This window comes from Micromonospora sp. SYSU B005, from assembly GCF_055362685.1.
The window spans coordinates 764,426-787,241 of record NZ_JAXCFU010000002.1 but is presented as its reverse complement, the minus strand read 5'-3'; the positions used below and the strand labels follow the sequence as shown (position 1 = coordinate 787,241).

General features: G+C 70.6%; 20 protein-coding genes. 5 read left to right on the top strand and 15 right to left on the bottom strand.

What is annotated here, in order from left to right:
- Position 1 precedes the first annotated feature (1 nt).
- The 4 genes from SM452_RS09010 to SM452_RS08995 all read right to left on the bottom strand — a co-directional run bounded on the left by SM452_RS09010 (position 2) and on the right by SM452_RS08995 (position 4,390).
- Positions 2–1,168, bottom strand: a complete 1,167-nt coding sequence (locus SM452_RS09010; RefSeq protein WP_463839705.1) for an SGNH/GDSL hydrolase family protein — start codon at positions 1,166–1,168, stop codon at positions 2–4.
- A gap of 74 nt (positions 1,169–1,242) precedes the next feature.
- Positions 1,243–2,082, bottom strand: coding sequence for a sugar phosphate isomerase/epimerase family protein (locus tag SM452_RS09005; RefSeq protein WP_463839704.1), 840 nt, complete (start codon positions 2,080–2,082; stop codon positions 1,243–1,245).
- Positions 2,079–3,242 (bottom strand): dihydrodipicolinate synthase family protein, encoded by a 1,164-nt coding sequence (locus SM452_RS09000; RefSeq protein WP_463839703.1) that lies wholly within the window; start codon positions 3,240–3,242, stop codon positions 2,079–2,081. Before SM452_RS09000 ends, SM452_RS09005 begins: the two co-directional genes overlap by 4 nt.
- Positions 3,239–4,390, bottom strand: coding sequence for a Gfo/Idh/MocA family protein (locus SM452_RS08995; protein ID WP_463839702.1), 1,152 nt, complete (start codon positions 4,388–4,390; stop codon positions 3,239–3,241). Before SM452_RS08995 ends, SM452_RS09000 begins: the two co-directional genes overlap by 4 nt.
- Positions 4,391–4,493: 103 nt before the next feature.
- On the opposite strand from SM452_RS08995, the gene SM452_RS08990 reads away from it, so the two are divergent.
- Entirely contained in the window at positions 4,494–5,513 is a 1,020-nt protein-coding gene (locus SM452_RS08990; RefSeq protein ID WP_135240037.1) for a LacI family DNA-binding transcriptional regulator, read from the top strand.
- A 39-nt stretch (positions 5,514–5,552) separates the two neighbouring features.
- Positions 5,553–6,062 (top strand): pyridoxamine 5'-phosphate oxidase family protein, encoded by a 510-nt coding sequence (locus SM452_RS08985; protein WP_262015291.1) that lies wholly within the window; start codon positions 5,553–5,555, stop codon positions 6,060–6,062.
- A 40-nt stretch (positions 6,063–6,102) separates the two neighbouring features.
- On the opposite strand, the gene SM452_RS08980 is transcribed toward SM452_RS08985, so the two are convergent.
- Both SM452_RS08980 and SM452_RS08975 read right to left on the bottom strand, forming a co-directional pair.
- Complete coding sequence (locus SM452_RS08980) at positions 6,103–6,723, bottom strand: class I SAM-dependent methyltransferase (protein WP_262015290.1); 621 nt, start codon at positions 6,721–6,723, stop codon at positions 6,103–6,105.
- 73 nt (positions 6,724–6,796) lie between these two features.
- Positions 6,797–7,741 (bottom strand): sugar phosphate isomerase/epimerase family protein, encoded by a 945-nt coding sequence (locus SM452_RS08975; RefSeq protein WP_262015289.1) that lies wholly within the window; start codon positions 7,739–7,741, stop codon positions 6,797–6,799.
- Between the two features lie 147 nt (positions 7,742–7,888).
- On the opposite strand from SM452_RS08975, the gene SM452_RS08970 reads away from it, so the two are divergent.
- Positions 7,889–8,302 carry an NUDIX hydrolase gene (locus tag SM452_RS08970; protein ID WP_463839701.1) on the top strand — a complete coding sequence of 138 codons (414 nt, stop codon included), beginning with the start codon at positions 7,889–7,891 and terminating at the stop codon, positions 8,300–8,302.
- Here the strand turns inward: SM452_RS08970 and SM452_RS08965 are convergent.
- Both SM452_RS08965 and SM452_RS08960 read right to left on the bottom strand, forming a co-directional pair.
- On the bottom strand, positions 8,299–9,189 hold the full coding sequence (locus tag SM452_RS08965) for an arginase family protein (RefSeq protein ID WP_463839700.1): 891 nt from the start codon (positions 9,187–9,189) through the stop codon (positions 8,299–8,301). The genes SM452_RS08970 and SM452_RS08965 overlap by 4 nt on opposite strands.
- Positions 9,190–9,211: 22 nt before the next feature.
- The gene (locus SM452_RS08960; protein ID WP_355509185.1) at positions 9,212–9,943 is read right to left on the bottom strand and encodes a class I SAM-dependent methyltransferase; all 732 of its coding nucleotides are present in this window, start codon (positions 9,941–9,943) and stop codon (positions 9,212–9,214) included.
- Positions 9,944–10,022: 79 nt separating this feature from the next.
- Between SM452_RS08960 and SM452_RS08955 the strand changes: the two genes are divergently transcribed.
- Complete coding sequence (locus SM452_RS08955; RefSeq protein WP_463839699.1) at positions 10,023–10,487, top strand: hypothetical protein; 465 nt, start codon at positions 10,023–10,025, stop codon at positions 10,485–10,487.
- An 18-nt stretch (positions 10,488–10,505) separates the two neighbouring features.
- On the opposite strand, the gene SM452_RS08950 is transcribed toward SM452_RS08955, so the two are convergent.
- From SM452_RS08950 to SM452_RS08920, 7 genes are all read right to left on the bottom strand, one after another.
- Positions 10,506–11,324, bottom strand: coding sequence for an RNase H family protein (locus SM452_RS08950; RefSeq protein ID WP_463839698.1), 819 nt, complete (start codon positions 11,322–11,324; stop codon positions 10,506–10,508).
- 33 nt (positions 11,325–11,357) lie between these two features.
- Positions 11,358–12,194, bottom strand: a complete 837-nt coding sequence (locus tag SM452_RS08945) for a hypothetical protein (protein ID WP_463839697.1) — start codon at positions 12,192–12,194, stop codon at positions 11,358–11,360.
- A 67-nt stretch (positions 12,195–12,261) separates the two neighbouring features.
- Positions 12,262–12,831 (bottom strand): DUF4352 domain-containing protein, encoded by a 570-nt coding sequence (locus tag SM452_RS08940; RefSeq protein ID WP_187691962.1) that lies wholly within the window; start codon positions 12,829–12,831, stop codon positions 12,262–12,264.
- Between the two features lie 296 nt (positions 12,832–13,127).
- Positions 13,128–16,337 carry a type I restriction endonuclease subunit R gene (locus SM452_RS08935; protein ID WP_463839696.1) on the bottom strand — a complete coding sequence of 1,070 codons (3,210 nt, stop codon included), beginning with the start codon at positions 16,335–16,337 and terminating at the stop codon, positions 13,128–13,130.
- A gap of 31 nt (positions 16,338–16,368) precedes the next feature.
- A complete protein-coding gene (locus SM452_RS08930) occupies positions 16,369–17,568 on the bottom strand; it encodes a restriction endonuclease subunit S (protein ID WP_463839695.1) in 1,200 nt (399 codons plus the stop codon).
- The gene (locus tag SM452_RS08925; RefSeq protein WP_463839694.1) at positions 17,561–19,132 is read right to left on the bottom strand and encodes a type I restriction-modification system subunit M; all 1,572 of its coding nucleotides are present in this window, start codon (positions 19,130–19,132) and stop codon (positions 17,561–17,563) included. Before SM452_RS08925 ends, SM452_RS08930 begins: the two co-directional genes overlap by 8 nt.
- A 65-nt stretch (positions 19,133–19,197) precedes the next feature.
- Positions 19,198–21,276, bottom strand: coding sequence for an SAM-dependent DNA methyltransferase (locus tag SM452_RS08920; RefSeq protein ID WP_463839693.1), 2,079 nt, complete (start codon positions 21,274–21,276; stop codon positions 19,198–19,200).
- A gap of 399 nt (positions 21,277–21,675) precedes the next feature.
- Between SM452_RS08920 and SM452_RS08915 the strand changes: the two genes are divergently transcribed.
- Entirely contained in the window at positions 21,676–22,812 is a 1,137-nt protein-coding gene (locus SM452_RS08915; protein WP_463839692.1) for a restriction system modified-DNA reader domain-containing protein, read from the top strand.
- Positions 22,813–22,816: the final 4 nt, after the last annotated feature.

Here is a 22,816-nt window from a genome sequence, read left to right as displayed (position 1 = left end):
GTCACTCCGGTGCGGCGAACGGTCCCTTCGGTCCGAACGCCAGCGCGGCGAACCGCTCGCCGATGCGGCGGTCGGCGGCCGGGTCGGGGTGCAGCTCGTCGGGCAGCGGCAGTTCGGCGTAGTCGGCCTCGCCGTACAGCTCCAGCCCGTCGAGGTAGTGCAGGTTCGGGTCGGCGCCGGCCCGGGACGCCACGATCCGGGCCAGCTCGGCGCGGATGACGCGCAGCGAGAGCCGGCCGGATGCCACGTCGGCCGGGTCGCCGGTGGCCCGGAACCGCACCCGGCCGTCGACGAGGTCGACCGCGCCAGGGCCGGGCGTGTCCTCCTGGACCGGGCACAGGATCGACGACACGACCAGCAGCGGGGTCTCCGGATGCCCCTCCCGGATGGTGTCCAGGAAGCCGTGCACGGCGGGGCCGAACGCGCGCAGCCGCATCAGGTCGGCGTTGACCACGTTGATGCCGATCTTGACGCTGATCAGGTCGGCCGGGGTGTCGCGCATCGCGCGCGCGGTGAACGGGTCGAGCAGAGCGCTGCCGCTGAACCCGAGGTTGACCAGCTCCACGCCGGCGAGCGTGGCGGCGATCGCCGGCCAGGTGCCGGTGGGGCTCTCCGCGTCCGAGCCGTGGCTGATCGAGCTGCCGTGGTGCAGCCACATCCGGCGGACGCCCGTGCCGGCCGGCTCGACCGGCGCGTCGGTGCGCAGGGCCACCAGTTCGGTGATCTCCCGCTGCGGCAGCCAGATCACCACCTCCTTGTCGGTGGCGGGCAGGTCGGTGAAGCGCACCGTGGCGACCGGGCCCGGCTCGACGCCGGACGTGCCGGTGGCCAGGTCGACGGTGAGCACCTTGCCGCCGTCGGCGGTGGCCTGCCCGGTGAGGTGTCCGTCGACGACCAGGTCGTAGCGGCCGTTCGGACGCGGCCCGGTGCCCCGGTAGACCATCTTCGTGGGCAGCACGTCCAGCTCCACGACGGTGGCGCGGGTGCGGAACACCAGCCGTACGCCCGAGGGCATCGCCTCCGCCATCGTCAGCTGCGGGTCGGTGTTCTGCGCCCGGGCCCACGCGGGCAGCCGGTGCGGCAGCACCCCGTCCGCTGTCTGTTCCAGGTCGAGCGCGCCGCGCAGCAGGTCGGTGGTGATCGGGGTGGTGAGGTGCGGGGATGCCATGATCCCGATCCTGCCCCCGGATTCGGGGGAGCGGCCACCTGATTTATCCGACAGGCCGGACTCGTCACGCTGGGTCAGTCGGTGAGCACGCGCTCCGCGTACCGGGCGATCATGGTGGCGAGGACCAGGTCCGGGTCGGTGGCCCACACGTCGGCGTTGAAGATCTCCACCTCGACGTCACCGGCGTATCCGGCGGCCTCCACCGCGCGGCGCAGCGGCGGGAAGTCGATGTGCCCGTCGCCCATCATGCCGCGCCCGAGCAGCACGTCGGCCGGCAGCGGGGTGAGGAAGTCGCAGACCTGGAAGCTCGCGATCCGTGCCCCGGCGCGGCCGATCTGCCGCCACACGTCCGGATCCCACCAGACGTGGAACGTGTCCACCACGACGCCGACCTGCTCGGCCGGGAACGCCTCGGCCAGGTCGAGCGCCTGCCCGAGCGTGGACAGCACCGCCCGGTCGGCGCAGTACATCGGGTGCAGCGGCTCCAGCGCGAGGCGTACCCCGCGCTCGGCCGCGTACGGCGCCAGCTCGGCCAGCGCGTCGGCGACCCGCTGCCGCGCGCCCGCCAGGTCGCGTGAGCCGGGCGGCAGGCCACCGACGACGAGCACCAGGCAGGCGGCACGCAGTTCGGCGGCCTCGTCGATCGCGCGCCGGTTGTCCGCTAGGGCCTCGGCCCGTCCGGCGGCGTCGGCGGCGGTGAGGAACCCGCCCCGGCACAGCGACGACACCCGCAGCCCGGCGTCGGCGACGAGCCGCGCGGCGGCCGGTACGCCGATCTCCGCCACCGGCTCACGCCACAGCCCGATCGCCGGGATGCCGGCGCGCACACAGCCGTCGACCGCCTGCGCCACCGACCAGCGCTGCGTGGTGCGCTGGTTGAGCGACAGCCGCGCCAGCCGAGCATCGGCGGTCATCCGGGCACGCCCGCGACGTCCAGGTACGTGCGCATCCGCCGCGCCGCCAGCTCCGGGTCACCGAGCAGCCCGGCGGCGTCGGCCAGCCGGAACGCCTGGACCAGGTGCGGGACGCCGCGCCCGCCGTGCAGGCCGCCGACCATGGTGAAGCCGGGTTGCCGCCCGTTGAGCCAGGAAAGGAACGCGATGCCGGTCTTGTAGTACGGCGTGGGCGGGGCGAACAGGTGCCGGGACAGCGGCACCGTCGGGTCGAGGATCGCCCGGAACCCGGCCCTGTCGTCCGCGTCGAGCCGTTCCAGCGCGGCCGACGCGGCCGGGGCGATCGCCGCGAACGCGCCGAGCAGCGCGTGGCTGAACCGCTTCCCGTCGCCCTCGATCAGCTCCGGGTAGTGGTAGTCGTCGCCGGTGTAGACCTTCACCGCGGGCGGTAGCAGCTCCCGCAGCCGCACCTCCCGGCCGGCGTCCAGCAGCGACACCTTCACCCCGTCGACCAGGTCGGCGTGGGCGTGCACCAGCGCGGCGAACGTGGCGGTGGCCTCGTCCAGGTCGGTCGAGCCCCAGTAGCCGGACAGTGCCGGGTCGAACATGTCGCCGAGCCAGTGCAGCACCACCGGCGTACCGGCCTCCCGCAGCACCCGTTCGTAGACGCGCAGGTAGTCCTCCGGGCCGGTGGCGAGCGCGGCGAGGTGCCGGCTGGCCATCAGGACCGGCGTGGCGCCGTACTCCTGGACGACGGCGACCTGCTCGGCGTACGCGGCGACGACCTCGTCGAGCGTGCCGGGCACGCCGGTGAGCTGGTCGGTGCCCGCCCCGGCGACGATCCGCCCGCCGCACGCGGCGGCCTCGGCGGCGCTGCGCCGGATCAGCTCGCGGGTGGCCGACCAGTCCAGCCCCATCCCGCGCTGCGCGGTGTCCATCGCCTCGGCCACCCCGAGGCCCCACGACCACAGGTCACGCCGCACCGCGAGCGTCGCGTCCCAGTCCAGCCCCGCCGGGCGGCCGGGGGAGTTGTCGGCGTACGGGTCGGCGACGACGTGCGCGGCCGCGTACGCGATCCGGCCGGCCGGTGGCCCGGACGGTCGTCGCCACGCGGGCGGTTCGCGCAGCGTCAGCTTCTCGGTGCCGCCGTCCGGTGTGGGCAGCGTGATCCGCGTGCTCACCGGGGGATCTCCTCGATCGTCACCCGCCGCCCCTCCCGCGCCGAGCGCAGCCCGGCCTCGGCCAGTTGCACGCCCCGGGCGCCGGCGAGGAAGTCCCACGGGAACGGCTCGTCGTCGACGACGTGGCGCAGGAACGCCTCCCACTGCACCTTGAAGGCGTTGTCGTGCTCGCCGTTGTCCGGCACTGTCTGCCACTGCGCGCGGAACGCCTCGGTGACCGGCAGGTCGGGGTTCCACACCGGCATCGGGGTGGCGCCCCGGTGCTGGATACGGCAGTCGCGCAGCCCGGCCACGGCGCTGCCGTGCGTGCCGTCGACCTGGAACTCGACCAGTTCGTCCCGGTGCACGCGGACCGCCCAGGAGGAGTTGACCTGCGCGACGATGCCACCGGCCAGCTCGAAGATGCCGTACGCGGCGTCGTCGGCGGTGGCCCGGTAGCGGGTGCCGGCCTCGTCGACGCGCTCGGGGATGTGCGTGGCGGTGACAGCGGTGACGGCGGTGACCGGGGCGATGATCTGCTCCAGCACGTAGTGCCAGTGCGGGAACATGTCCAGCGTGATGCCGCCGCCGTCCTCGGCGCGGTAGTTCCAGCTCGGACGTTGGGCGGCCTGCCAGTCGCCTTCGAACACCCAGTAGCCGAACTCGCCGCGCACGGACAGGATCCGGCCGAAGAAGCCGCCGTCGACGAGCCGCTTGAGTTTGCGCAGGCCGGGCAGGAACAGTTTGTCCTGCACGACGCCGTTGCGGACGCCCTTGGCGGCGGCGAGCCGGGCCAGCTCCAGCGAGGCGAGGAACCCCTCGGCGAGCGGCTTCTCGGTGTAGACGTGCTTGCCGGCCTCGATCGCGGCCCGGATCGCCTTCTCCCGCGCGGTGGTCACCTGCGCGTCGAAGTAGATCTGGTGGGCGTCGTCGGCGAGCGCCGCGTCCAGGTCTGTCGTGTACGCCGTCAGTCCGTGCCGGGCGGCGACGGCGGCGAGCCGGTTCTCGTCGCGGCCGACGAGGGTCAGCTCGGGCCAGATGCGGCTGCCGTCGCGGGCCGGCACGCCGCCCTGGTCCCGGATGGCGAGCAGGGACCGGACGAGGTGCTGCCGGTAGCCCATCCGGCCGGTGACGCCGTTGAGGATGATGCCGACGGACGTGCGTTCCACTGGGCCTCCCCGCAGGGGAATGCGCTTTCAGTAAGCGCTTTCAGGGTGCTACCGTAGCCAGGCCGGAACACCGGGTCAAGACGTTCCGCAGGGAGACGCATCGATGTCGCACGTGACGCTGGAAGACGTGGCCAGAGCGGCCGACGTCTCCCTGGCCACCGCCTCCCGGGCGCTCAACGGCAGGCGTGTCACCCCGCACCTGCACGACCGCGTGCTGGCCGCCGCCGCGCGCCTCGCGTACACCCCGAACGCCCACGCCCGCGCGCTGGCCGGCGCGTCCCGGCGCAGCGTCGGCGTCGTCTGCCACGACGTCACCGACCCCTACTTCGCCGCCGTCGCCGGCGGCGTCATGCGGGTCGCCGCCGACAACGACCTGCTGGTCATGCTCGCCAGCACCTTCCGCGACCCGGAACGCGAGATCGCGTACGTGTCGATGCTGCGCGCCGAACGCGCCCCGGCGATCCTGCTCATCGGCTCCGGCTTCGAGGATCCGCGCTGGGAGCGGGCGATGGCCGCCGAGCTGGCGCCCTACCTCGACGGTGGTGGCCGGGTCGCGGTGGTCAGCCGGCACCGCACCCTGAAGGTCGACAGCGTGCTGCCGGAGAACCGGGCCGGCGCCGCCGAGCTGGCCCGCACGCTGCTGGGCCTGGGGCACCGTCGCTTCGCGGTGCTGTCCGGTCCGCCCGAGCTGACCACTGTCGCCGACCGGCTCGGCGGGTTCCGCGACGAGCTGGCCGCCGCCGGTGTGGCGCTCGACCCGGGCGCGGTGGCCGAGGCGGCGTTCACCCGCGACGGCGGCTACCGGGCGATGACCGAGCTGCTCGACCGCGGGCTCGACGCCACCTGCGTCTTCGCGTGCACCGACGTGATGGCCGTCGGCGCGTACGCGGCGCTGCGCGACCGCGGGTTGTCGGTCCCCGGCGACGTCTCGGTCGCCGGCTTCGACGACATCCCGGTCGTGCGTGACCTCACCCCGCCGCTGACCACAGTGGCGCTGCCGCTGCACCGGCTCGGCGAGGAGGCGATGAAGCTGGCCCTGACCGAGAACGCCGGTCGCCGCCGCCGGATCGTGCGCCTGCCCGGCGAGGTGGTGCTGCGCGCCAGCACCGCGCCTGTGGCCTGAGCCCGGCCGGTAGGGTGCCGTCATGATCGAGGACGCGCCGTGCCGCTGACGAACCCCTGGCTGACCGGACCGACGCCGACGAGGAAGCTGGACCGGGACCGCCTGGAGGAACGCATCCTCAACCTGCTGTCGTCGCAGAACATGTGCGTGCTCGCCACGGTGGGGCCGGACGGGCCGCTGGCCACGCCGGTGCGCTACTACCCGCTCGGCTTCACGCTGATGTTCACCGCCGCGCCGCGCTCACCGAAGATGCGCAACATCGCCGCCGACCCGCGGGTGTCCGTGGGTGTCTTCGCGCCGCTGGTCGGCCTGGCCAGCAGCCGCGGCGCCCAGGTGTTCGGCACCGCCCGGGTACTCGGCCCGGAGCACCCCGACCGGGCCCGCCACTGGGCCGCGTTCCGGTGGGAGAACGAACACGCCGAGCGGGGGAGGTCGCTGTCCGAGCCGCCCGAGGACCCGCTCGTCGTGATCGAGGCCGACCGGATCGTCTACACCGAACACTGGCTGCGCCGCGAGGGCTACGCCCCACGCCAGCACTGGCGTCGCTGACGCCGCTCACCGTCCTTTCGGTGGTGTCGCGGCGGGCGCGCTACGGGCCGGCGGGGGAGCGGGTGGCGCGCAGCAGGTTGCCGGCCAGGCGCAGGTCCGCGCCGCCGACCTCGGCGAGCACGTCGATCGGCTCGATCGTGACGTGCGTCCAGAGCGGGTCGGGGAAGGCCGAGCGCAGCGTGTCCGCGTCCAGGCCCCAGCCCTCGCCCGCGTCCGGCGAGACCGCCAGCACGAACACCACGCCGCCGGGCGCGGTCAGGCGCGGCAGCAGCGCCAGGTAGTCGCGTACGGCAGCGCCCCGCCGGTCCAGCGAGTGCAGCAGGCCGGAGTCGAACACCGAGTCGTACGGCACCGGCGGCACCGGGATCGCCGTCGCGTCGCACACCTCGAAGCGCACCGGCAGACCCGCCGCGGCAGCCTTGGCCCGGGCCTGGTCGATAGCCACCGGTGAGATGTCGACGCCCGTCACGTCGTGGCCGCGGCGGGCCAGCGTGAGCGCCAGCTCACCGGTGCCGCAGCCGACGTCGAGCACGCGCGGGCCGCGTACCCCGGTGTCGAGGACCGCGGCGAGCGCCGGCTGCGGGCCGCCGATCTCCCAGGGCGGCCGGTCGGTGGCCCGGTAGAGGCGGTCGTAGTGGACGTCGTCCGGCTCGTCGGTCATCGCGTACCCCCTCGGTCGGCGCGGCCACCCCCGAGCGTGTCACGTCCGGCGGCGATCAGTGCCCCGCCGGGGGTCAGAACCGCAGGCGGCGCAGGTAGCGGTAGCCGACGGCGGCGGTCTGCTGCGGCGTTACATCAGGGGTGTCGTTCTCCACGATGTACTCCATCACCTGGTGCCCCCGGAAGATCCGCGCGAAGTCGATCATCCCGGTGCCCAGGTCGGCCATGTCGCCGGTGGCCGGGTCGCGATCCTTGACGTGGTACTGCAACACCCGCTGTGGCGCCGAGCGGATCACGTCGAGCGTGAAGCCCTCCGGGTCGTCGACGCCCTCGCCGGAGGTGATGCCGCCGGTGACCGCCCAGTAGATGTCGATCTCCAGGTGGACCAGGCGCGGGTCGAGTTCCTCGGTCAGCACGTCCCACGGTCGGCGCCCGTTGCCGAAGTCGATGGTGAACTCGTGCGCGTGGTTGTGGTAGCCGTACCGCAGGCCCGCCTTGCGCGCGACGGTGGCCTCGACGTTCATCTGCTCCGCCCAGCGCTTCCAGTCGTCCTCGCGGTCGGAGTTCAGGTACGGCACCACCATGAACCGCTGGCCCAGCGTCCGGGCGTTCGCGATCTTCTGGTCCAGCGCGGCGGCGTCGGCGGCGATGCCGTCGTGGCTGGAACTGGCCTTGATGCCGATGCCGTCCAGGAAACGGCGCAGCTCCCGCGCGGTACGGCCGAAGTAGCCGAGCGCCAGCTCGACCCGGGGGTAGCCGATGCGGGCCAGGTGCGCCAGCGTCGCGTCGTAGCCGGGCGAGCCGTTGAGCGCGTCGCGGACCGTCCAGAGCTGGAGGCTGATCAGTTCCTTCGGCACCGGGCGCCGGCCGTGGTGGTGCCCGCCGCCGGCCTGGGCGGCAGTCGCGCCGAGCCCGGTGGCGAGCCCGATCCCGGCGAGCGCCGCCAGGGAGCCGCGCAGCAGGTCGCGCCGGTCCAGCGACTGCCGCAGCGCGGCCTGTCCGTCGAATCCGTAGCACATGGTCGTACTCCTTCGTCGCCTGTGCGCCGACGCTACAAAAGCCATGTCCATATGTCTATGGCTTTCGGTGCTACGTATCCAACTTTCGATCTGGATAGCAGAAAGTTGGCGCTGCGCGTCGCCGGTGCCGCATGGCAGGCTCAGGACGTGGCCGCATACGACGTCGCTCTCGTCCTGCTCGTCGACCCGTCCGGCGCGATCCTCATGCAGCACCGCGACGGCAACACCTCGGTGTCGCCGTACCAGTGGAGCCTGCCCGGCGGCAGCATCGAGCCCGGCGAGACACCGGAGCAGGCCGCCCGGCGCGAGCTACGCGAGGAGACCGGGCTGACCGCCGGTGACCTGCACCTGCTGTGGAGCGGCCCCCGCCCGCACGAGGACGGCTTTCCGCACACCGTCACCGTGTACGTGTTCCGCGGCGCCACCGACGCCCGGCAGGAGGACGTGGTGCTCGGCGAGGGACAGGCGATGGTGTTCGTCCCCCGCGACCAGGTGCTCGACCGCGAGCTGGCGGTGAGCGCCGCGAAGGTGCTGCCGCTGCACCTCGCGGAGACCGCCTAACGCCCGGTCAGCGCCCCGGCGAGCACGCCGGCGAACCGGGGGAGCAGTTCGTCGTCGGGCAGATGATCCGGGTTGATCTCGGTGACCGACAACCCGGCGAACCGCGGGCTCGTCGCTAGCTCCGCCAGCGTCGCCGCCGCCTCGCCCAGGCTGAGCCCGAACGGCTCCGGCACGTCCGCCAACGGCGCGTCCACGAAACTCAGCACGTCCACGTCGAAGTGCACCACGAACCGGTCGGCCGCGCCCTCGGCCACCGACCGGGCCCGGCGCGCCGCCGCCCGCGTGTCGGCGTGCACCTCGTCGGCCGGCACGTACGCCAGCCCCAGCTCCGCCACCAGCTCCCGCTCGTGGTCACCCCGGGGCAGCGAATCCCCGTACACCACCACGCGCTCCGGCGACAGCAGCGGCACCGCCGGCCCGACACCGGCCACCTCGGGCAGCGTCCCCGGCAGGCCCAGCATGTGCGCCAGTCCCATCGCGTCCAGGTTGCCGTTCGCGCGGGTCACCGGCGTGTAGAGATCAGGGCCGCCGTCCACGTACACCAGCGCGGGCGACAGCCCGGCCCGCGCGCAACCGGCGACCAGGCCGACGGTCACCGTGCAGTCGCCGCCGAGCACCAGCGGCGCGCGCCGCCGGCCCAGCGCCGCCTCGACCCGGTCGGCCACCGCCGAGGCGACGGCGGCCACCGCGCTCGCGTTCTGACCCCTGGGGTACGCCGGATCCGGCCGCCACCGGAAGCCCGGCACGTCACCGGCGTCCTCGACGTCGGCGCCCAGCCGGTCGAGCAGGCCCGCGGCGCGCAGGGCGGCGGGTGCGCGCTCGACGCCGGGGGTGTGGGCACCGGCGCTCGACGGCGCCCCGACGACCGTCCACTGACGATGATCCATCGCCCCACCCTAACCGCGTGTTTCAGCGCAGCACGAGCAGATCGAGGGCGTCGACGACCGGGCCGTCGACCGTCCTTGCTGCCTCCCGCAACCGGTCGACGCCGGCGGCGTACTCCGCATCGGTGATGAGCTGAAGCGGCGTGTGCGCCTCCCGGCGCAGGCCGGCCGCCGCCTCCCGCAGCGAGGATGCGGTGACCTGCGGGACCGCCTCGACCGCCGCGGTGGCGAAACCGGCGGCGGCGAATGCGGCCTCGACGTCGGCGATGCTCGGGTACGTGTCCAGCACGCGGATCGCCTCCGGGAAGTAGTCGAACAGCGTGATCGCCTCGTGCCGTCCGGCGAACGCGGATCGGACGAGTACCGGGGCCCCGGGCCGCAGCACCCGGCGCAGCTCGCGTGCCGTCGCGGCCAGGTCGGGGACGTGGTGGATGACTGTGGACAGCCACGCGCCGTCGACGCTGCCGTCGGCGAGCGGAATGTGCCCGGCGTCGCCTGCCACGAGCGGCGCGAACGCGCACCGGGCGCGCATCGCCGCCGAAGGCTCGACGGCGACGACCTCGATGCCGGGGAACCAGTCGGTGAACGCGCGCGCCCAGCTGCCGGTCCCGGCACCGAGGTCGAGCAGTCGCGTGCCCGGGCGCGGGGTGAGGTGGCGGGCGACGGCGGCCCGCCAAGCCGTGAGACCGTCGTCGGTGAGGTGCCGGGTCGCGGCGAACGCCTCGGCGTCGGCGTCGTGGTACGCGATGCGGGCCATACGCGAAAGCCAACTCCCCGGCGGGCCGCTGAGGCAAGACACTGTGGCGGATCTGGCTCGGCTTCGGAGAGGGGTAGGGGTGCGGTATCGGATCCACTTCGAGGCCGGGCTGCCGGCGGATGCCGTGCGTGCGTTCCTGCTGACGGAGTACGGCGTCGCGCCGGAGAGCGTGTACGTCGGGCGGGTCGAGGACCGGGCCGTCGACGACCCGCGGCCGGTGGCGATGCTCACCCCGCCCGACGAGGACGAGGGCTTCGGCTGGATCCTCACCGGTGACACCGAACTGGCCGACGCCACCGGCCTGCGCGAACATGACCTCGCGGTCACCCTCGCCCGCGAGTTCGGCGTACGGGCGCTCGTCGACGACGGCGGCATCCACCCCGACCGGTGGGTGCTGGTGAGCGCCGACGGCAGCAGCGGCCGGGTGCTGACCGACTCCGACGCCGCCGACGGGGACCTGCGGATCGTGCACGCGCTCGAACCGATCAGTGGGGAGCCGCAGCTCGCCGTCGTGCCGCCGCCAGAGTGGGCCCGCGACTGGTGACCCGGCCGGGGTGAGAGGTCAGCGGACGAGGCTTGCGTGCCAGTCCCGCAGGAACGCCTCGGCCAGCGCTCGCGCCCGAGGGCGTACGTCGAAGCTCTCCCCGACGCGGCGCCGGGCCATGTGCGACAGGCCGTCGGCGGCCTCGTTGAGCGCGTGCCCGCTGTGCGCCTTGACGTGCTGGAAGGACAGGTCCGGTCGACGGCTCACCTGCTCGGCGAGGCGTACCAGGGTCGGCCGGTCGGCCCAGCGGCGCCGGCGCAGGCTGTAACCGGCCGGCATGTCCGCCACCGAGCCGGACTGCCAGCGGTGCAGCCACCGCAACGCGGAGAGGCTGTCCACCAGCACCGTCATCGCCGGTGGCGGGTCGTCGTACGCGGTGAGCAGGAAGTCCACCGCCCGCAGCTCGTTGATCAGCACTCGGGACGCGCCGGTCGGGTCCAGGCGGCCGGTGCCCCGGCTGCGCAGGCCGTACCGGCCGTCGCTCACCACGTACCCGATGCCGCCGGCACGGCCCTTCCAGCTCGCGTCGGTCGCGGCGACGACCGGTGCGGACGCCGTCGCCCACCGCTGGACCTGCCCACGTCCCCGTTCCGGCTCGGGTTGTGGCCGGCAGTCGGTGCCGTGCTCCTCGGCGAGCCGGGTGGCGTTGTCCAGGAGCTGCCCGGCCGAGGCGAGCTGGTCGTAGTGCGCCGCGGTCAGGGCGAGGGTGACCGCGTCGCCGATGCGCTGGCACTGCGTGCAGGTGGTACGGAAGACGTAGCGGCGCAGCGGCAGCGCGCGGTCGTACAGGGGTGCGGGGAGCAGGCTCAGGGCGTGGCGGAACTCGTCGGGTCGCATGGTGCCTCCTGACGGGCGGGGGAGGGCGGACGGTCAGGCCGGTGCGACGGTCCAGTTGCCGTCGGCGGTGATCTGCACGAGCGCGGGCGTGGTGAGCGGGCGGACACCGGAGTAGGCGCCGATCTCGTTGACGAGCAGGCCGCCCTCGCCGTCGTCCAGCGAGTACGCGTGCACGACGAAGTTGGACGAGCCTCGCCGGTGGGTGATCCGTACGGCGGTGGCGTCGCCGCCGAGCAGCAGCACGTCGTCACCCTTGCCGGACGCCTTTCCGGTCTCCGACGTGGTGGCCAGCTGCGCGACGGTGCCGATGGTGAGCGTCCACGAGCCGCTGGCCTCGATCTCGAACTGCGTGGTCAGCGAGCCGTCCTCCAGGTTGATCCACCGCTTGCCGGTGTAGGAGCCGATCTCGTTGACGAGCAACCCGTCGCCGTCGCTGGTGAGGACGGTGTTGCTGCTGCACCGGCAGGTGAACTTGACGACGGCGAGGTCGGTCAGGTCGGGGATGCGTACCACGTCGTCGCCGCGTCCCTTGACGACCTTCGGCTTCGGGGTGGGCGATGGCGCGGGCGGCTCGGTGGTGGCCGGGGTGGGCGCGGCGGTGGTCGGGTCCGCCGTGGTCGGCGCGGCGGACGGGGACGCCGAGGTGGGGGCGGTGCTGCGCTGAGCCGCCGTGACGGCGGTGACCGGCTGCGGCTCGTCGTCCTCGGTGAGCGCGCCGGCCAGGACGACGCCGCTGATCGCGAGCGCCAGCACGACGCCGCCGGCGACGAGGGGACGCGCGCCTGCGGGGCGGTTCGCTGCGGCGGGCGGGTTCGGCGTCGTCGCGTCGCCGGTCTGCTCGGCCGGCGGGGGCTGGGTCGGGTCGGACATTGCGGTTCCTCTCGGTTGGGGGTGCGGGACGGGGGTGGGACCCGTCCCGCCGTGGTGTCCGGTCAGCTCAGCTCAGCGAGACGGTCACGCCGCCGGAGAACGGCGAGTCGTGCAGCTCCAGGCGGGCGAGCTTGACGCCCTTCGGGATGTCGAAGACGACCACGCCGGTCACCTGGTTGCCGGGGTTGATGTCGTTGAGGAACGTCTCGGCGTTCTTGTTGGCGTAGATGGCGGCCGAACCGTCGGCGGAGTACTCGGTGCCGTTGGCGGCGTACGCCTTCTGGCTGCTGCCGTCGAACATCTGCGACTCCTTGCCGATGTTCTTCACGTTGAGCGTGACCAGGCAGAACTGGCCCTGCGCCTTGGCGCCGAACGCCGATGAGCCGACCTTGCTGACGCCGCACTTGGCGGACTTGACGGTGAACTCGAACTTGCCGTCGCGGGCCGGCTGGCCGATCTTCGCGGTCTTCGGCTTGTCGTCGCTCTTGCCGGCGTCCGCCTTGCCGCCGTCGGTGTCACCGGCGGCCGCCTCGGTGCCGGACTCCGCCTTGCCGGTGGTGTCCTCGGCGGTGCCGGCACCGCAGCCGAGCGCGATGAGGCCGGTGGCGAGCAGGGTGAGGGTAGCGATCTTGCGCATGCTGAAGCTCCTGTGAGAGAAGGGGGATTTGCTGGTCGACTCGCCGGATCGGCGCTTCGTCGACGCCTATGAATCACAACAGGAGCTATGCCTGGAGTCCAGCGGAGAAGATCGAAAGAGATGATAACCAGGGTTATCGAGAAAATTGCGTCCGTCGACAGGCGGTGCAGGGTCGGCACCGACCAGCGGTGATCCTGAGACCGGGGAGATCCAGACCTGCCGCAAGCAGGAGGCCGTGGGGCGGCGAGAGGATTCCCACGCCGGCCCACGGCCTCCGTTGGTCCGAGTCGGTGTCGCTACTTCGTCGCCGCTCCGGGTGACCACTCGTTGGCGAAGGTCTCCATCTGACGGATGACCAGGTCGACCGCGGCGCGCTCGTGGTCCGGCGGGTAGTCGTAGCGGGCCAGCAGTCGGCGGATGTGACTGCGCAGCTTGGCGCGTACCGGCTCGCGGGAGAACCAGTCCACTGTGATCGACGACTGGATCGACTTCACCAGCTCCCGTGCGATCTCCGCGAGGGTGCCGACGCCCATGAGCTCGGTAGCGGCACCGTTCTGGGCGACGGCGTCGTAGAAAGCGAGTTCGGCGTGGTTGAGCGGGGGGTCGAACTGGTGGCCGCGCCGGGCGTCCGCCGCCACCTGCTTGGCCAGCTCCACCAGCTCGACGATCAGCTGTGCGCTTGTCAACTGCTGGCGCATGTAGCGGTTCATCAGGTCTTCCAGCTGGGCAGAGAAGCGCTCCTGGCGAACCACGTTGTGCTTGGTGACCTCACGCATCTTCCGCTCGATCAGCCGGCGCAGCGCCGCGGCAGCCAGGTGCGGGGTCTCCGAGTCCTGCAGGCGCTGCAACGCCACCCCGTTGAGCTCGGTGATGTCGAGCTTGCCGAGGCCCGCCTCCTCGTAGATGTCGGTGATGTCGGTGGCGTCGACGACCTCGGCGGCGAGCTGGGCCAGGTAGCGTTCCACCTCGGCCGTGTTGGGGAGGCCCTTGGCTTCCCGATCGGCGGCCTCCTCTTTGACGATCCAGACCCGTACGTCCCGGAAGTAGTGGATGTCGCGGCGCATCCGGTGGATGTCGCCGGCGCGTTCAGCGAAGTCGCGGCTGGTCGCGCAGAGGGTGTAGAACCGTTCCAGCCGACCGGCCGAGTCACGGAAACGCCTGTGCAGCGGCTTCGCGCCGGGTTCGACGTCGTTGCCCGGGGTGCGTGGGTTGCGCAGGAAGTTGGCGGCCTTCTTCACCGCGCGGCGCCAGCGGGTCGGGTCGGTCTCGTCGTCCAGGATCTCCCGCCACTTGACCGGGGTCAGCATGGCCTCGAGGACGGAGATCTCGTTGTGCACCTCGCTGATCGCACGCTCGATCTCGCGGCCGAGGGTCTGGTCCTCCTGGTCGCTGGGCGTGTACTCGGTGAGTGCCTTGCGCAGGTTCTCGGTCAGCGGGGCGTAGCCGACCAGCAGGCCGTCCTGCTTCTCCCGGAACCGGCGGTTGACCCGGGCGAGCGCCTGCATCAGGTTGGCGCCCTTCATCGGCCGGTCCATGTAGATCGTGTGGATCGGCGGCGCGTCGTAGCCGGTGAGCAGCATCGAATGCACGATGAGCAGCTCCAGCTCGTCGTCCGCGTCCTTGGCGCGGGCCTGGATGGTCTTCTGCTGCGACGGGCGCAGGTGGTGTGGGCGCAGCACCTCCTTGTCGCTGGGCACACCGTGGAAGACGATCTTCATCTTGCCCTTGTCGACGGCCGGGTCCGCCCAGTCTGGTCGCAGCTCCCTGAGGGCGTCGAAGACGCGGACGCAGATCTCTCGCGTCGCGCAGACCAGCATCGCCTTGCCCGGCCCGCCGAGCTGCGGCCGCATCAGCTCGCGGCGACTCTCCCAGTGCTCGACGAGGTCCTTCGCGAGGGTCTCGACCCGGTCGGGGGCGCCGTAGACGGTGTTCATGGTGGCCGCGTACGCCTCGGCCCTGCGCCGCTCCGCATCGTCCAGGCTGGCGGTGAGCTGCTCCACCTGCTCGTCGATGCTCTCCGGGTCGATGTCCGGCGGCAGCGACACCGGAATGATCCGCGGCTCGTGGTAGACCCGCACGGTCGCCTCGTCGTCGACGGCACGCTTGAGGTCGTACACGTCGATGTAGTCGCCGAAGACGGCGCGGGTGTTCACCTCGGCGGTGGCGATCGGGGTGCCGGTGAAGGCGATGAACGTGGCGTGCGGCAGCGCGTCGCGCAGGTGCCGGGCGTAGCCGTCCAGACTGTCGTAGTGGCTACGGTGCGCCTCGTCGACGATCACCAGGATGTTGCGCCGGTCGGAAAGAAGCGGATGCGGCCTCCCGGCGTCGCGCTCCTCCTTCGTACGCCCGAACTTCTGCAAGGTGGTGAAGATGATGCCGCCGGCGTTGCGGTTCGACAGATTGTCCCGCAGTTCGGCGCGTGTGTCGGCCTGCTCCGGCTCCTGGCCCAGCAGCGTCTGGCTGTCGAGGAACGTGTCGAAGAGCTGGTCGTCGAGGTCGGTGCGGTCGGTGAGCACCACGATGGTCGGGTTCTTCAGGGCGGGGTGACGGGCGGTCGACGCCGCCGTGCACACCATCTCCTCGGACTTGCCGGAGCCCTGGGTGTGCCAGACGACGCCCGCCTTCCCGTCGCTCTGCGACGCCCGCACGATGCACTCGACGGCCCGGACGACCGCGAAGTACTGGTGTGCCTTCGCGATCCGCTTGCTGTTCGAGGTGAAGTTGACGAAGCCGGCGGTCAGCTCCAGGAAGCGCCGCTGGTGGAACAGCCCGTAGAGGGCGACGGTCAGCGCCTCCGGGCCGTCGTAGTCGGGCGAGGTGGTGTCGACACGTTCACCCTCCTCGTCGATGTTCCACGGCGCGAAGTGCTCGTAGGGGGTGAACGGGGTGCCGTACTTCGCGGTGACCCCGTCGGAGATCAAGCACAGGACGGCGTGCCGGAAGGCGAGCGGGAACTCCGTGAGGTACGCCTGAAGCTGGGCGTGCGCGCCCGTCAGGGTGGCGTTCTCGTCGGCGGCGTTCTTCAGCTCCACGATCGCGACCGGCAGACCGTTGAGGTAAAGCACGATGTCGAACCGGCGCCGGAAGTCGCCGTCGACGATCGTTACCTGGTTGATCGCCCGGTAGACGTTGCGGCCGGGGTCGTCCAGGTCGGCCAGGCGCACGGTGGGGGTGTGCTCAGCGCCGAACGCGTCGGTGTACGTGATCGAGCGGATGCCACGGACCAGCCGCTCATGCGCCGTACGGTTCTCGGCGAACGCCTCCCGGGAGGCCACGTCGGTGGCCGCCCGCACCGCGTCGGCGAGCGCCGTGGGCGGCAGGTCGGGGTTGAGCCGCTCGATTGAGGCCTGCAGGTCCTCGACGAGCACCAGATCGGCCCAGGACTGCCGCTGCCCCGAGCCCGGCGCGAAGTCCTTTCCGGCACCCGGTTCCCACCCGAGCTCACCGAGCTGATCCAGCGCCAGCGCCTCCCAGTCCGCCTCGCTCATCCACCCACCCGCACCCATCACAACCCCTCCCCGCGAACCGTCTACTTACCTAAACCGCTTTCTCGACGACCTTCTCGGCGTCCTTGACCCGCAACCGCCCCGACATCAACTCGGGCAACAAGATGTCGCGCAACTGGGATAGACGATGCGACTCTGCGAGGCCGCATTGCACCCTCTTGATCAAGGGATGAGCCAAGTCGGTGTAGCTCTTGACAACCGATGGCTTGGCCCACGGCACCCGGTAGTCAACAAGATCACTCCAGCGAGTGCGGGGCATCCGGGTGCCGTCGCTACTCGCGGTGGCGTGGGCAACCACCTCGTTACTCGACAGAGCCATAAGTAGCCACGGTAGGCAGTCGGGAGCCGACGGTCGGATGACCAGAATGTCGGTAGAACATACCCCGCTGACCTGGGCCACGCCGACCTTGTGAAAGTAGGGGCGCAGCTTGCCGAAGAGGACGTCACCTGACGCGAATCGATTCTTCTGGCTAATAACTCCGGCTGAGGAATCCCAGTGATTCAGCCATATCGACCTGCGAGGCATGTGCTCAAGTCCGATGTAGGGTACATCGTCAACTAGATCATGCGGTCGGCTGCTATCCCTGATGAGCGAGCCGATATCGCCGATCGTGATCAGTTCTCTTTCGCTGGCCAGAGCCTCGTAGTGAGCTCGGAGAAATTGCTCAGCAGTGTTCGCAATTCGGTCGTTGACCGCAATCTTTTCATCGAGTGCGCCAAGTGCAGCGGCGATCCGCCGTTGCTCGTCGAGGGGCGGGATGGCGATCGGCAGAGACCCAAGTATGCCAAGGTTGATGTGCGGCACACCGGTGGCGATGGCGTGGGTGCGGATCATCTCGATCATCATCGGGCTGCGGAACTGGTAGTAGATGAAGCGCGGCAGCGCCTTGGTCGGGTCCACGCGCAAGCGCATCTGACTCTGCGAAATGACGTAGGTGTCGTACTCGCCGTCAGGCACGATGCCAACCTGCCCGAGGGTTCCTCGCTGCGTGAACACCACATCACCGGGCTGAGCCAGGTTGCGGGAAAGCTCGCCGTGAGCCTTCTCCGGGGTCACGTATACGAACTCCGAGGAATCGAAGTAGCCCGGCGAACCGAGATTGATCCCCCGGATCACCGGCACGCCGTCGTCGACGTAGTCCTTGCTTCCCAGCGCGGACCCGAATGGCCCGCCGACCAGACCCTTGGGGGCTGCTACGTCGCGTACGACACCGGTGGCCCAGTCAGACATCAAGCCGCTCCATCTCCTCACGGACGACCGCTTCTAGGCGGGCCGACTCTACGAAGTGGGCGAAGAGTTCCCTCTTGAGCCGGTCCACGCGGTCGGTGAGCGGCTCGGAATCCGGGTCTTCCTCGACTTCGGCGGTGCCCACGTATCGTCCCGGACTGAGGACGTGGTCGTTGGCAGCTACCTCGTCGAGCTTGGCGGAATAGCAGAAGCCGGGTACGTCCTCGTACGTCTGGTCCTTGGTCTTGGCGGAATTGGTGCCGCGCCAGGCGTGGTAGGTGTCGGCGATCTTGGCGATGTCGTCGTCGGTGAGGACGCGCTCGGTGCGGTCGACCATGGTGCCGAGGGCGCGGGCGTCGATGAAGAGGATCTCGCCGCGCCGGTCGGCCAGCGCCTTGACGCCTTGCGGGGTCTTGTCCTTGGTCAGGAACCACAGGCAGGCGGGGATCGCGGTGGTGCGGAACAGGTTCGGCGGGAGGGCGACCATGCAGGCCACCACGTCCGCCTCGACCATCGCTCGGCGGATCTCGCCCTCGCCGGACTGCTTGGAAGACATCGAGCCGTTGGCGAGGACGACGCCGGCGCTGCCGCGGTCACCCAGCTTGAAGAGGATGTGCTGGAGCCAGGCGTAGTTCGCGTTGCTCTGCGGCGGCGTCCCGTAGCGCCAGCGCGGGTCGGTCTCGCGGCGGGCCCAGTCGCTCATGTTGAACGGCGGGTTCGCCATGACGAAGTCGGCCCGCCGGTCCGCGTGCTTGTCGTCGGCGAACGTGTCGGCCCACCGGTCGCCGATGCCGACCGGGTCCATGCCGTGGATGGCGAGGTTCATCTTCGCCAGCCGCCAGGTGCGCTCGTTGGCTTCCTGGCCGTAGACGGCGATGTCGTGCGTGTGGTCGCGGCCGGCGCGGGCCTCGACGAACTTCTTCGACTGCACGAACATGCCGCCGGATCCGCAGCACGGGTCGTAGACGCGGCCCTCGTAGGGCTCCAGCACCTCGACCAGAACCCGCACCACGCTCGACGGGGTGTAGAACTCGCCGGCCCGCTTGCCCTCGGCGCGGGCGAAGCGCTCCAGGAAGTACTCGTACGTCTCGCCGAGGACGTCCTGGGCCTTCCGGTCGCCGTGGCCGGTGAAGCGGGCGTCGCTGATCAGGTCGACGAGTTCCTTCAACCGCTTCTGGTCGACGTTGTCGCGGTTGAAGATCTTCGGGAGAACGCCGGTCAGCGCTGGGTTCTCCCGCATGATCGCGTCCATGGCGTCGTCGAGCAGCTCGCCGACGCCGCTGGGGGCGTTCTCCACCAGGTAGTCCCAGCGGGCGTTCTCCGGCACCCAGAAGACGTTGGCGCTGGTGTATTCGTCACGTTCGTCGAGGAACTCGGCGCGGCGGTTCTCCGGGATGTCGGAAAGGCTGTCCGCGATCTGGTCGCGCCGTTCGGCGAACGCGTCGGAGACGTACTTCAGGAAGACCAGGCCGAGGACGAACTCCTTGTAATGCGCGGCGTCCATGGAGCCGCGCAGCTTGTCGGCGGCCTTCCACAGGATGTCCTGGATCTGCTTGGTGCTGGACATGCCGGGCAGCTCGGCCTGTCCGTTGGCACGTTTGCGTGGGGGCACTGTGTGTTCCGTTCTCTCGTTCAGGAGTTCGTACCGTACAGAGTCGTGAGGGTGCCGTCGGCGAAGCCGGTCACGGCGAGTTCGCGCAGCTCGGCCAGTAAGCCGGCCTGCCGCTGCAACAAGCGCTCGCGTTCGTCGAGGCGGCGTAGCACCTCGTCCAGGCGGGTCGCCTCGTCCGGGTGCAGGTCGGGGACGGTCACGTCGCGCAGCCTCGGCGCGTGCACCGCACCGGGGCTACGTGTGGTGTTTCGGGCGGTGACGAGCAGTGCCTTCAGGACTCGCGGGGTGAGGGCGTCGCCCGGGGAGACGCGCAGGCCGCGGGCCGGGAACTCGATCACCGAAAAGCCGTCCTCGTCGAGAAGGACACCGAAATGGGGGACCGTGGTGACGACGAGATCACGTGGTTCGGTGAGTCCGACGTGCGGGTATTCAGCGGCTAGCGTGAGTCGGTCCATCCAGCGCTTGGACGACTGCGCGACGACCTCCGCGGCGCCGATCACTCGGTGGTGGCCCTGCGGCCCGACATGCTCTGGTGACAGACGGTGCCCCGGAAGGGTGCGGACCCGCCGCGCGGTGCGTAGCGCGCCGAGGGAGATCTCCTTCGCGCGACTTCCATCGCGTTGCGCCGCCCCGGTTCTGAGGGCTCCGTGTTCCTTCGCGTACCGGATGGCCTCGTGTTCCGCGTCGGTGAGGCGACCCTCGATTTCCCCGATGAGCGCGGGGCGGTCGGTAGCCAGTCGGGTGCGCATGGTGACCGAGGCCGGGCCCGGCGGTCGCAGCGCCGCACCGCGGCGCAGGTCGAGGGCGTCGAGCGGGATCACCCAGCCGGTCCGCGGGTCGTGGCTGTCGCGTCGGTAGCCTTCGGCCCGCCACAGCAGGATGTCCTCGGCCGTGGTCTCCGCGACGCGCTGATCGAGTGCGGCTCCGCTGATGTCGGCGAGTAGCAGGCGGCCCTGGGTGGCGGGAACCGGGTCGCGGGTGAGTAGCCACAGCGCAGTGGAGTGGCCGGGGCGAGCCGGGAACGCGCCGCCGGGCAGTCGTACCACCGCCTCGATGAGGCCATTGGTGAGCAGGTCGGCACGTTTGGTGATCGCATCAGGGTCGCGCAGGGCGTCGACCAGGCTTGCGGCGGGGCCGACCACGACGGCGGTGCAGCCGGAGCCGAGCCGGTCGGCGATGTCGCTGATCCTGTCGAGGTCCTCGGCCGGGTCGCGCTGCTCGGTCGGCTGGTAGGGCAGCCGGGTCACTACGACGTCGACGTCGGCGAACTCGTCGTTCAGCTCGTCCGGAACCACCTCGATGTTGAACTCAGGGACGCCGGCCAGTAGCAGCCGGCGACGGATCAGGCGGGCCAGGACCGGATCCGGCTGAGCGGCGTTGAAACTGAGCCCCTCCGGCTCCTGGTCGGCCAACAGGGCGGCGAGAAGGTCGCCCGAGCCCGCGTACGGGTCACCGACCGTGATCCGGCGGCGGCCGCGTAGCCGGCTCGGCACGTCGGCGGCCAGGCGGATCAGGGTGACCAGGTGGGGAGTGAGTGCATCGGCACCCAGCTCCGGCCAGCCGAAGCGAGCGCAGTTGCCGAGCAGGAACTGGTACGCCCGGGTCGCCTCGTAGGCACCCTCGATCAGCTGCTCGACCATTCCCGGGAGATCGGCCAGGTCGGGTGCTTCCTGCAGGTCGGAGAGGAGGAATTCGTCCTCCGGGTCGAACCGGCGGGCCGCCTTCATCGGATCAGCCGTCAGGACGTGGCCGGACATCTCGCGCAGACAAAGCGCGGCGCCCAGGGAGAGCACCAGGCGGCGGCCGCCATGCTCACGGGCGTACGCGGTGAGGGTGTGCAAAGCGCGCTCGGCGCGCAAGGTATCCGGCGCAGCGTTGCCCAGCTTGCGGTCCAGCAGCCAGGAGAGGACCGCGTCGGCAGGGAAGAGCAACTGATTGCCGGCGCCGGGCACCGGGGCGGGGAAGTCGGGGTACCGGCGCCGCCACGTCGTCACCACCGGGCGCTCGACCTGCGCCAACCGGGCGATTTCGCCCGACGACATGAGCTCCGACATCATGCTCTTCACCTCCTCATGGTCGAAGGGCTCCACTTTAGCCATGTGCCCTGAATCTGGGCGTCGCGAGGCATGATAACCCGCCTTATCAACTTGCCGATGACTTGCGGTGCTCTTATGGGCTTTCCTGGCTTAGCTGCAGAACGAGGTTTCGCTGAGACAAGAGCGGTGGAACCAAGACCGGCATCAAGATCATCGAGATCGAACGGCAGGGATGAGACTGTGCAGTACCTCGTAGGCACTCACGGGTGGGCCGACTACTCGTGGCTCGAAGTGCACCCCGAGCAGACTGAAACCTTTGCCGAGGAGCGGTCAGCTAGGCGCTAGGCTGACCGCTCTCAGCCATCGTCGAGAGGCCTCCCATGTCATCCGGTGTATCAGCCCAGCGAAAGGCGTTAACGCCGCCGGGCATCCCGTCCCTGAATGGTCTCGGTGGTGCCGTTCATGACTGACCTGCGCGAGGTAGTTGGCCAGTGCGTAGAACGGCAGCGTCGTTATCGTCAGCGAGGGCAGCGTATCAACGAGCAGAACACCAAGGCTGCGTTGATCAGTCCGGTGATCATGGCGCTCGGCTGGGACCTCCACGATCCCGACGAGGTACACCACGAGTACAGGCGGAGTCAGCACGAGAATCCGGTTGACTACGCCTTGTTATTGCTGCGTACCCCCCGACTGTTCATCGAGGCCAAGGCGTTGGGTGAGAACCTTGACGATCCGCGGTGGGCCAACCAGACCATCGGCTACGCCACGATGGCGGGTGTGGAATGGGTCGTGCTGACCAACGGCGCGGAGTGGCGCGTCTTCAACGCGCATGCCCCTGTTCCGATCGAGCAGAAGCTTTTCAGGGCGGTGCGACTGGACGACGACGTTGACGCCGCAGTCGACCTGTTGGCGCTCCTCAGCAGGGAAAACATGCGCGAGAACCGCATCGAGGAGTTGTGGAAGGGCTTCTTCGTCGATCGGCAGGTCCATGCCGAGTTGATGAACCTCTTCACGGCGCCGGTTCCTGCCCCCGAAATGGTCCGCCTGCTCGACGGCCGGATGCCGAAGCTGAGTCGTGATGAGATCTACCAGAGTCTGGTCCGGGTGAGGGCCACCTTTGACTTCCCGATGGCGGCGCTGGCTGGGCCGGCAGACAGCCGACTCGCTCAGGGCATTGATCAGTCGACCCGACGGCCGTCCGTTCCGGTGCCGGTGCCGGTGCCATTCGCCCTGCCTAAAACTCGTCCGGCGCGCCAGCAGAGCAAGGTCACCGCGGATGAGCGCAGGTTGAAGCTGCCGGACCTTTTGGCATCGGGCCGGCTCGTGCCGGGCACGGTCCTTACGGCCCGCTACCTCGGGGAGCAACACACGGCGGACCTCCTTTCCGACGGGCGGGTCCGGTACCGAGGGAACGTCTACAACTCGCCGTCAGGTGCCGGCGAGGCGGTTAAGACCGCAATCCATGGACGCGGCATCACTGACGCCCGTAAGGCCACCGATGGGCTGGACTTCTGGCAGGCGGAGGACGCGCTGGCGGGTGACCACGTCACGCTCAAGGAGATTCGCCGCCGCGTCGCTTTGGGGTACGTCCATGAGTGAGGGC

Bases quoted from the DNA above. Each gene is read 5' to 3' on its own strand.
- SM452_RS08925 (WP_463839694.1), bottom strand. From the start codon at position 19,132: ATGTCCAGCACCAAGCAGATCCAGGACATCCTGTGGAAGGCCGCCGAC.
- SM452_RS08980 (WP_262015290.1), bottom strand. From the start codon at position 6,723: ATGACCGACGAGCCGGACGACGTCCACTACGACCGCCTCTACCGGGCC.
- SM452_RS08945 (WP_463839697.1), bottom strand. From the start codon at position 12,194: ATGTCCGACCCGACCCAGCCCCCGCCGGCCGAGCAGACCGGCGACGCG.
- SM452_RS08920 (WP_463839693.1), bottom strand. From the start codon at position 21,276: ATGGCTAAAGTGGAGCCCTTCGACCATGAGGAGGTGAAGAGCATGATG.
- SM452_RS08930 (WP_463839695.1), bottom strand. From the start codon at position 17,568: ATGTCTGACTGGGCCACCGGTGTCGTACGCGACGTAGCAGCCCCCAAG.
- SM452_RS08935 (WP_463839696.1), bottom strand. From the start codon at position 16,337: ATGGGTGCGGGTGGGTGGATGAGCGAGGCGGACTGGGAGGCGCTGGCG.
- SM452_RS08975 (WP_262015289.1), bottom strand. From the start codon at position 7,741: ATGTGCTACGGATTCGACGGACAGGCCGCGCTGCGGCAGTCGCTGGAC.
- SM452_RS08990 (WP_135240037.1), top strand. From the start codon at position 4,494: ATGTCGCACGTGACGCTGGAAGACGTGGCCAGAGCGGCCGACGTCTCC.
- SM452_RS08950 (WP_463839698.1), bottom strand. From the start codon at position 11,324: ATGCGACCCGACGAGTTCCGCCACGCCCTGAGCCTGCTCCCCGCACCC.
- SM452_RS08915 (WP_463839692.1), top strand. From the start codon at position 21,676: ATGACTGACCTGCGCGAGGTAGTTGGCCAGTGCGTAGAACGGCAGCGT.
- SM452_RS08940 (WP_187691962.1), bottom strand. From the start codon at position 12,831: ATGCGCAAGATCGCTACCCTCACCCTGCTCGCCACCGGCCTCATCGCG.
- SM452_RS09005 (WP_463839704.1), bottom strand. From the start codon at position 2,082: ATGACCGCCGATGCTCGGCTGGCGCGGCTGTCGCTCAACCAGCGCACC.
- SM452_RS08960 (WP_355509185.1), bottom strand. From the start codon at position 9,943: ATGGCCCGCATCGCGTACCACGACGCCGACGCCGAGGCGTTCGCCGCG.
- SM452_RS09010 (WP_463839705.1), bottom strand. From the start codon at position 1,168: ATGGCATCCCCGCACCTCACCACCCCGATCACCACCGACCTGCTGCGC.
- SM452_RS08965 (WP_463839700.1), bottom strand. From the start codon at position 9,189: ATGGATCATCGTCAGTGGACGGTCGTCGGGGCGCCGTCGAGCGCCGGT.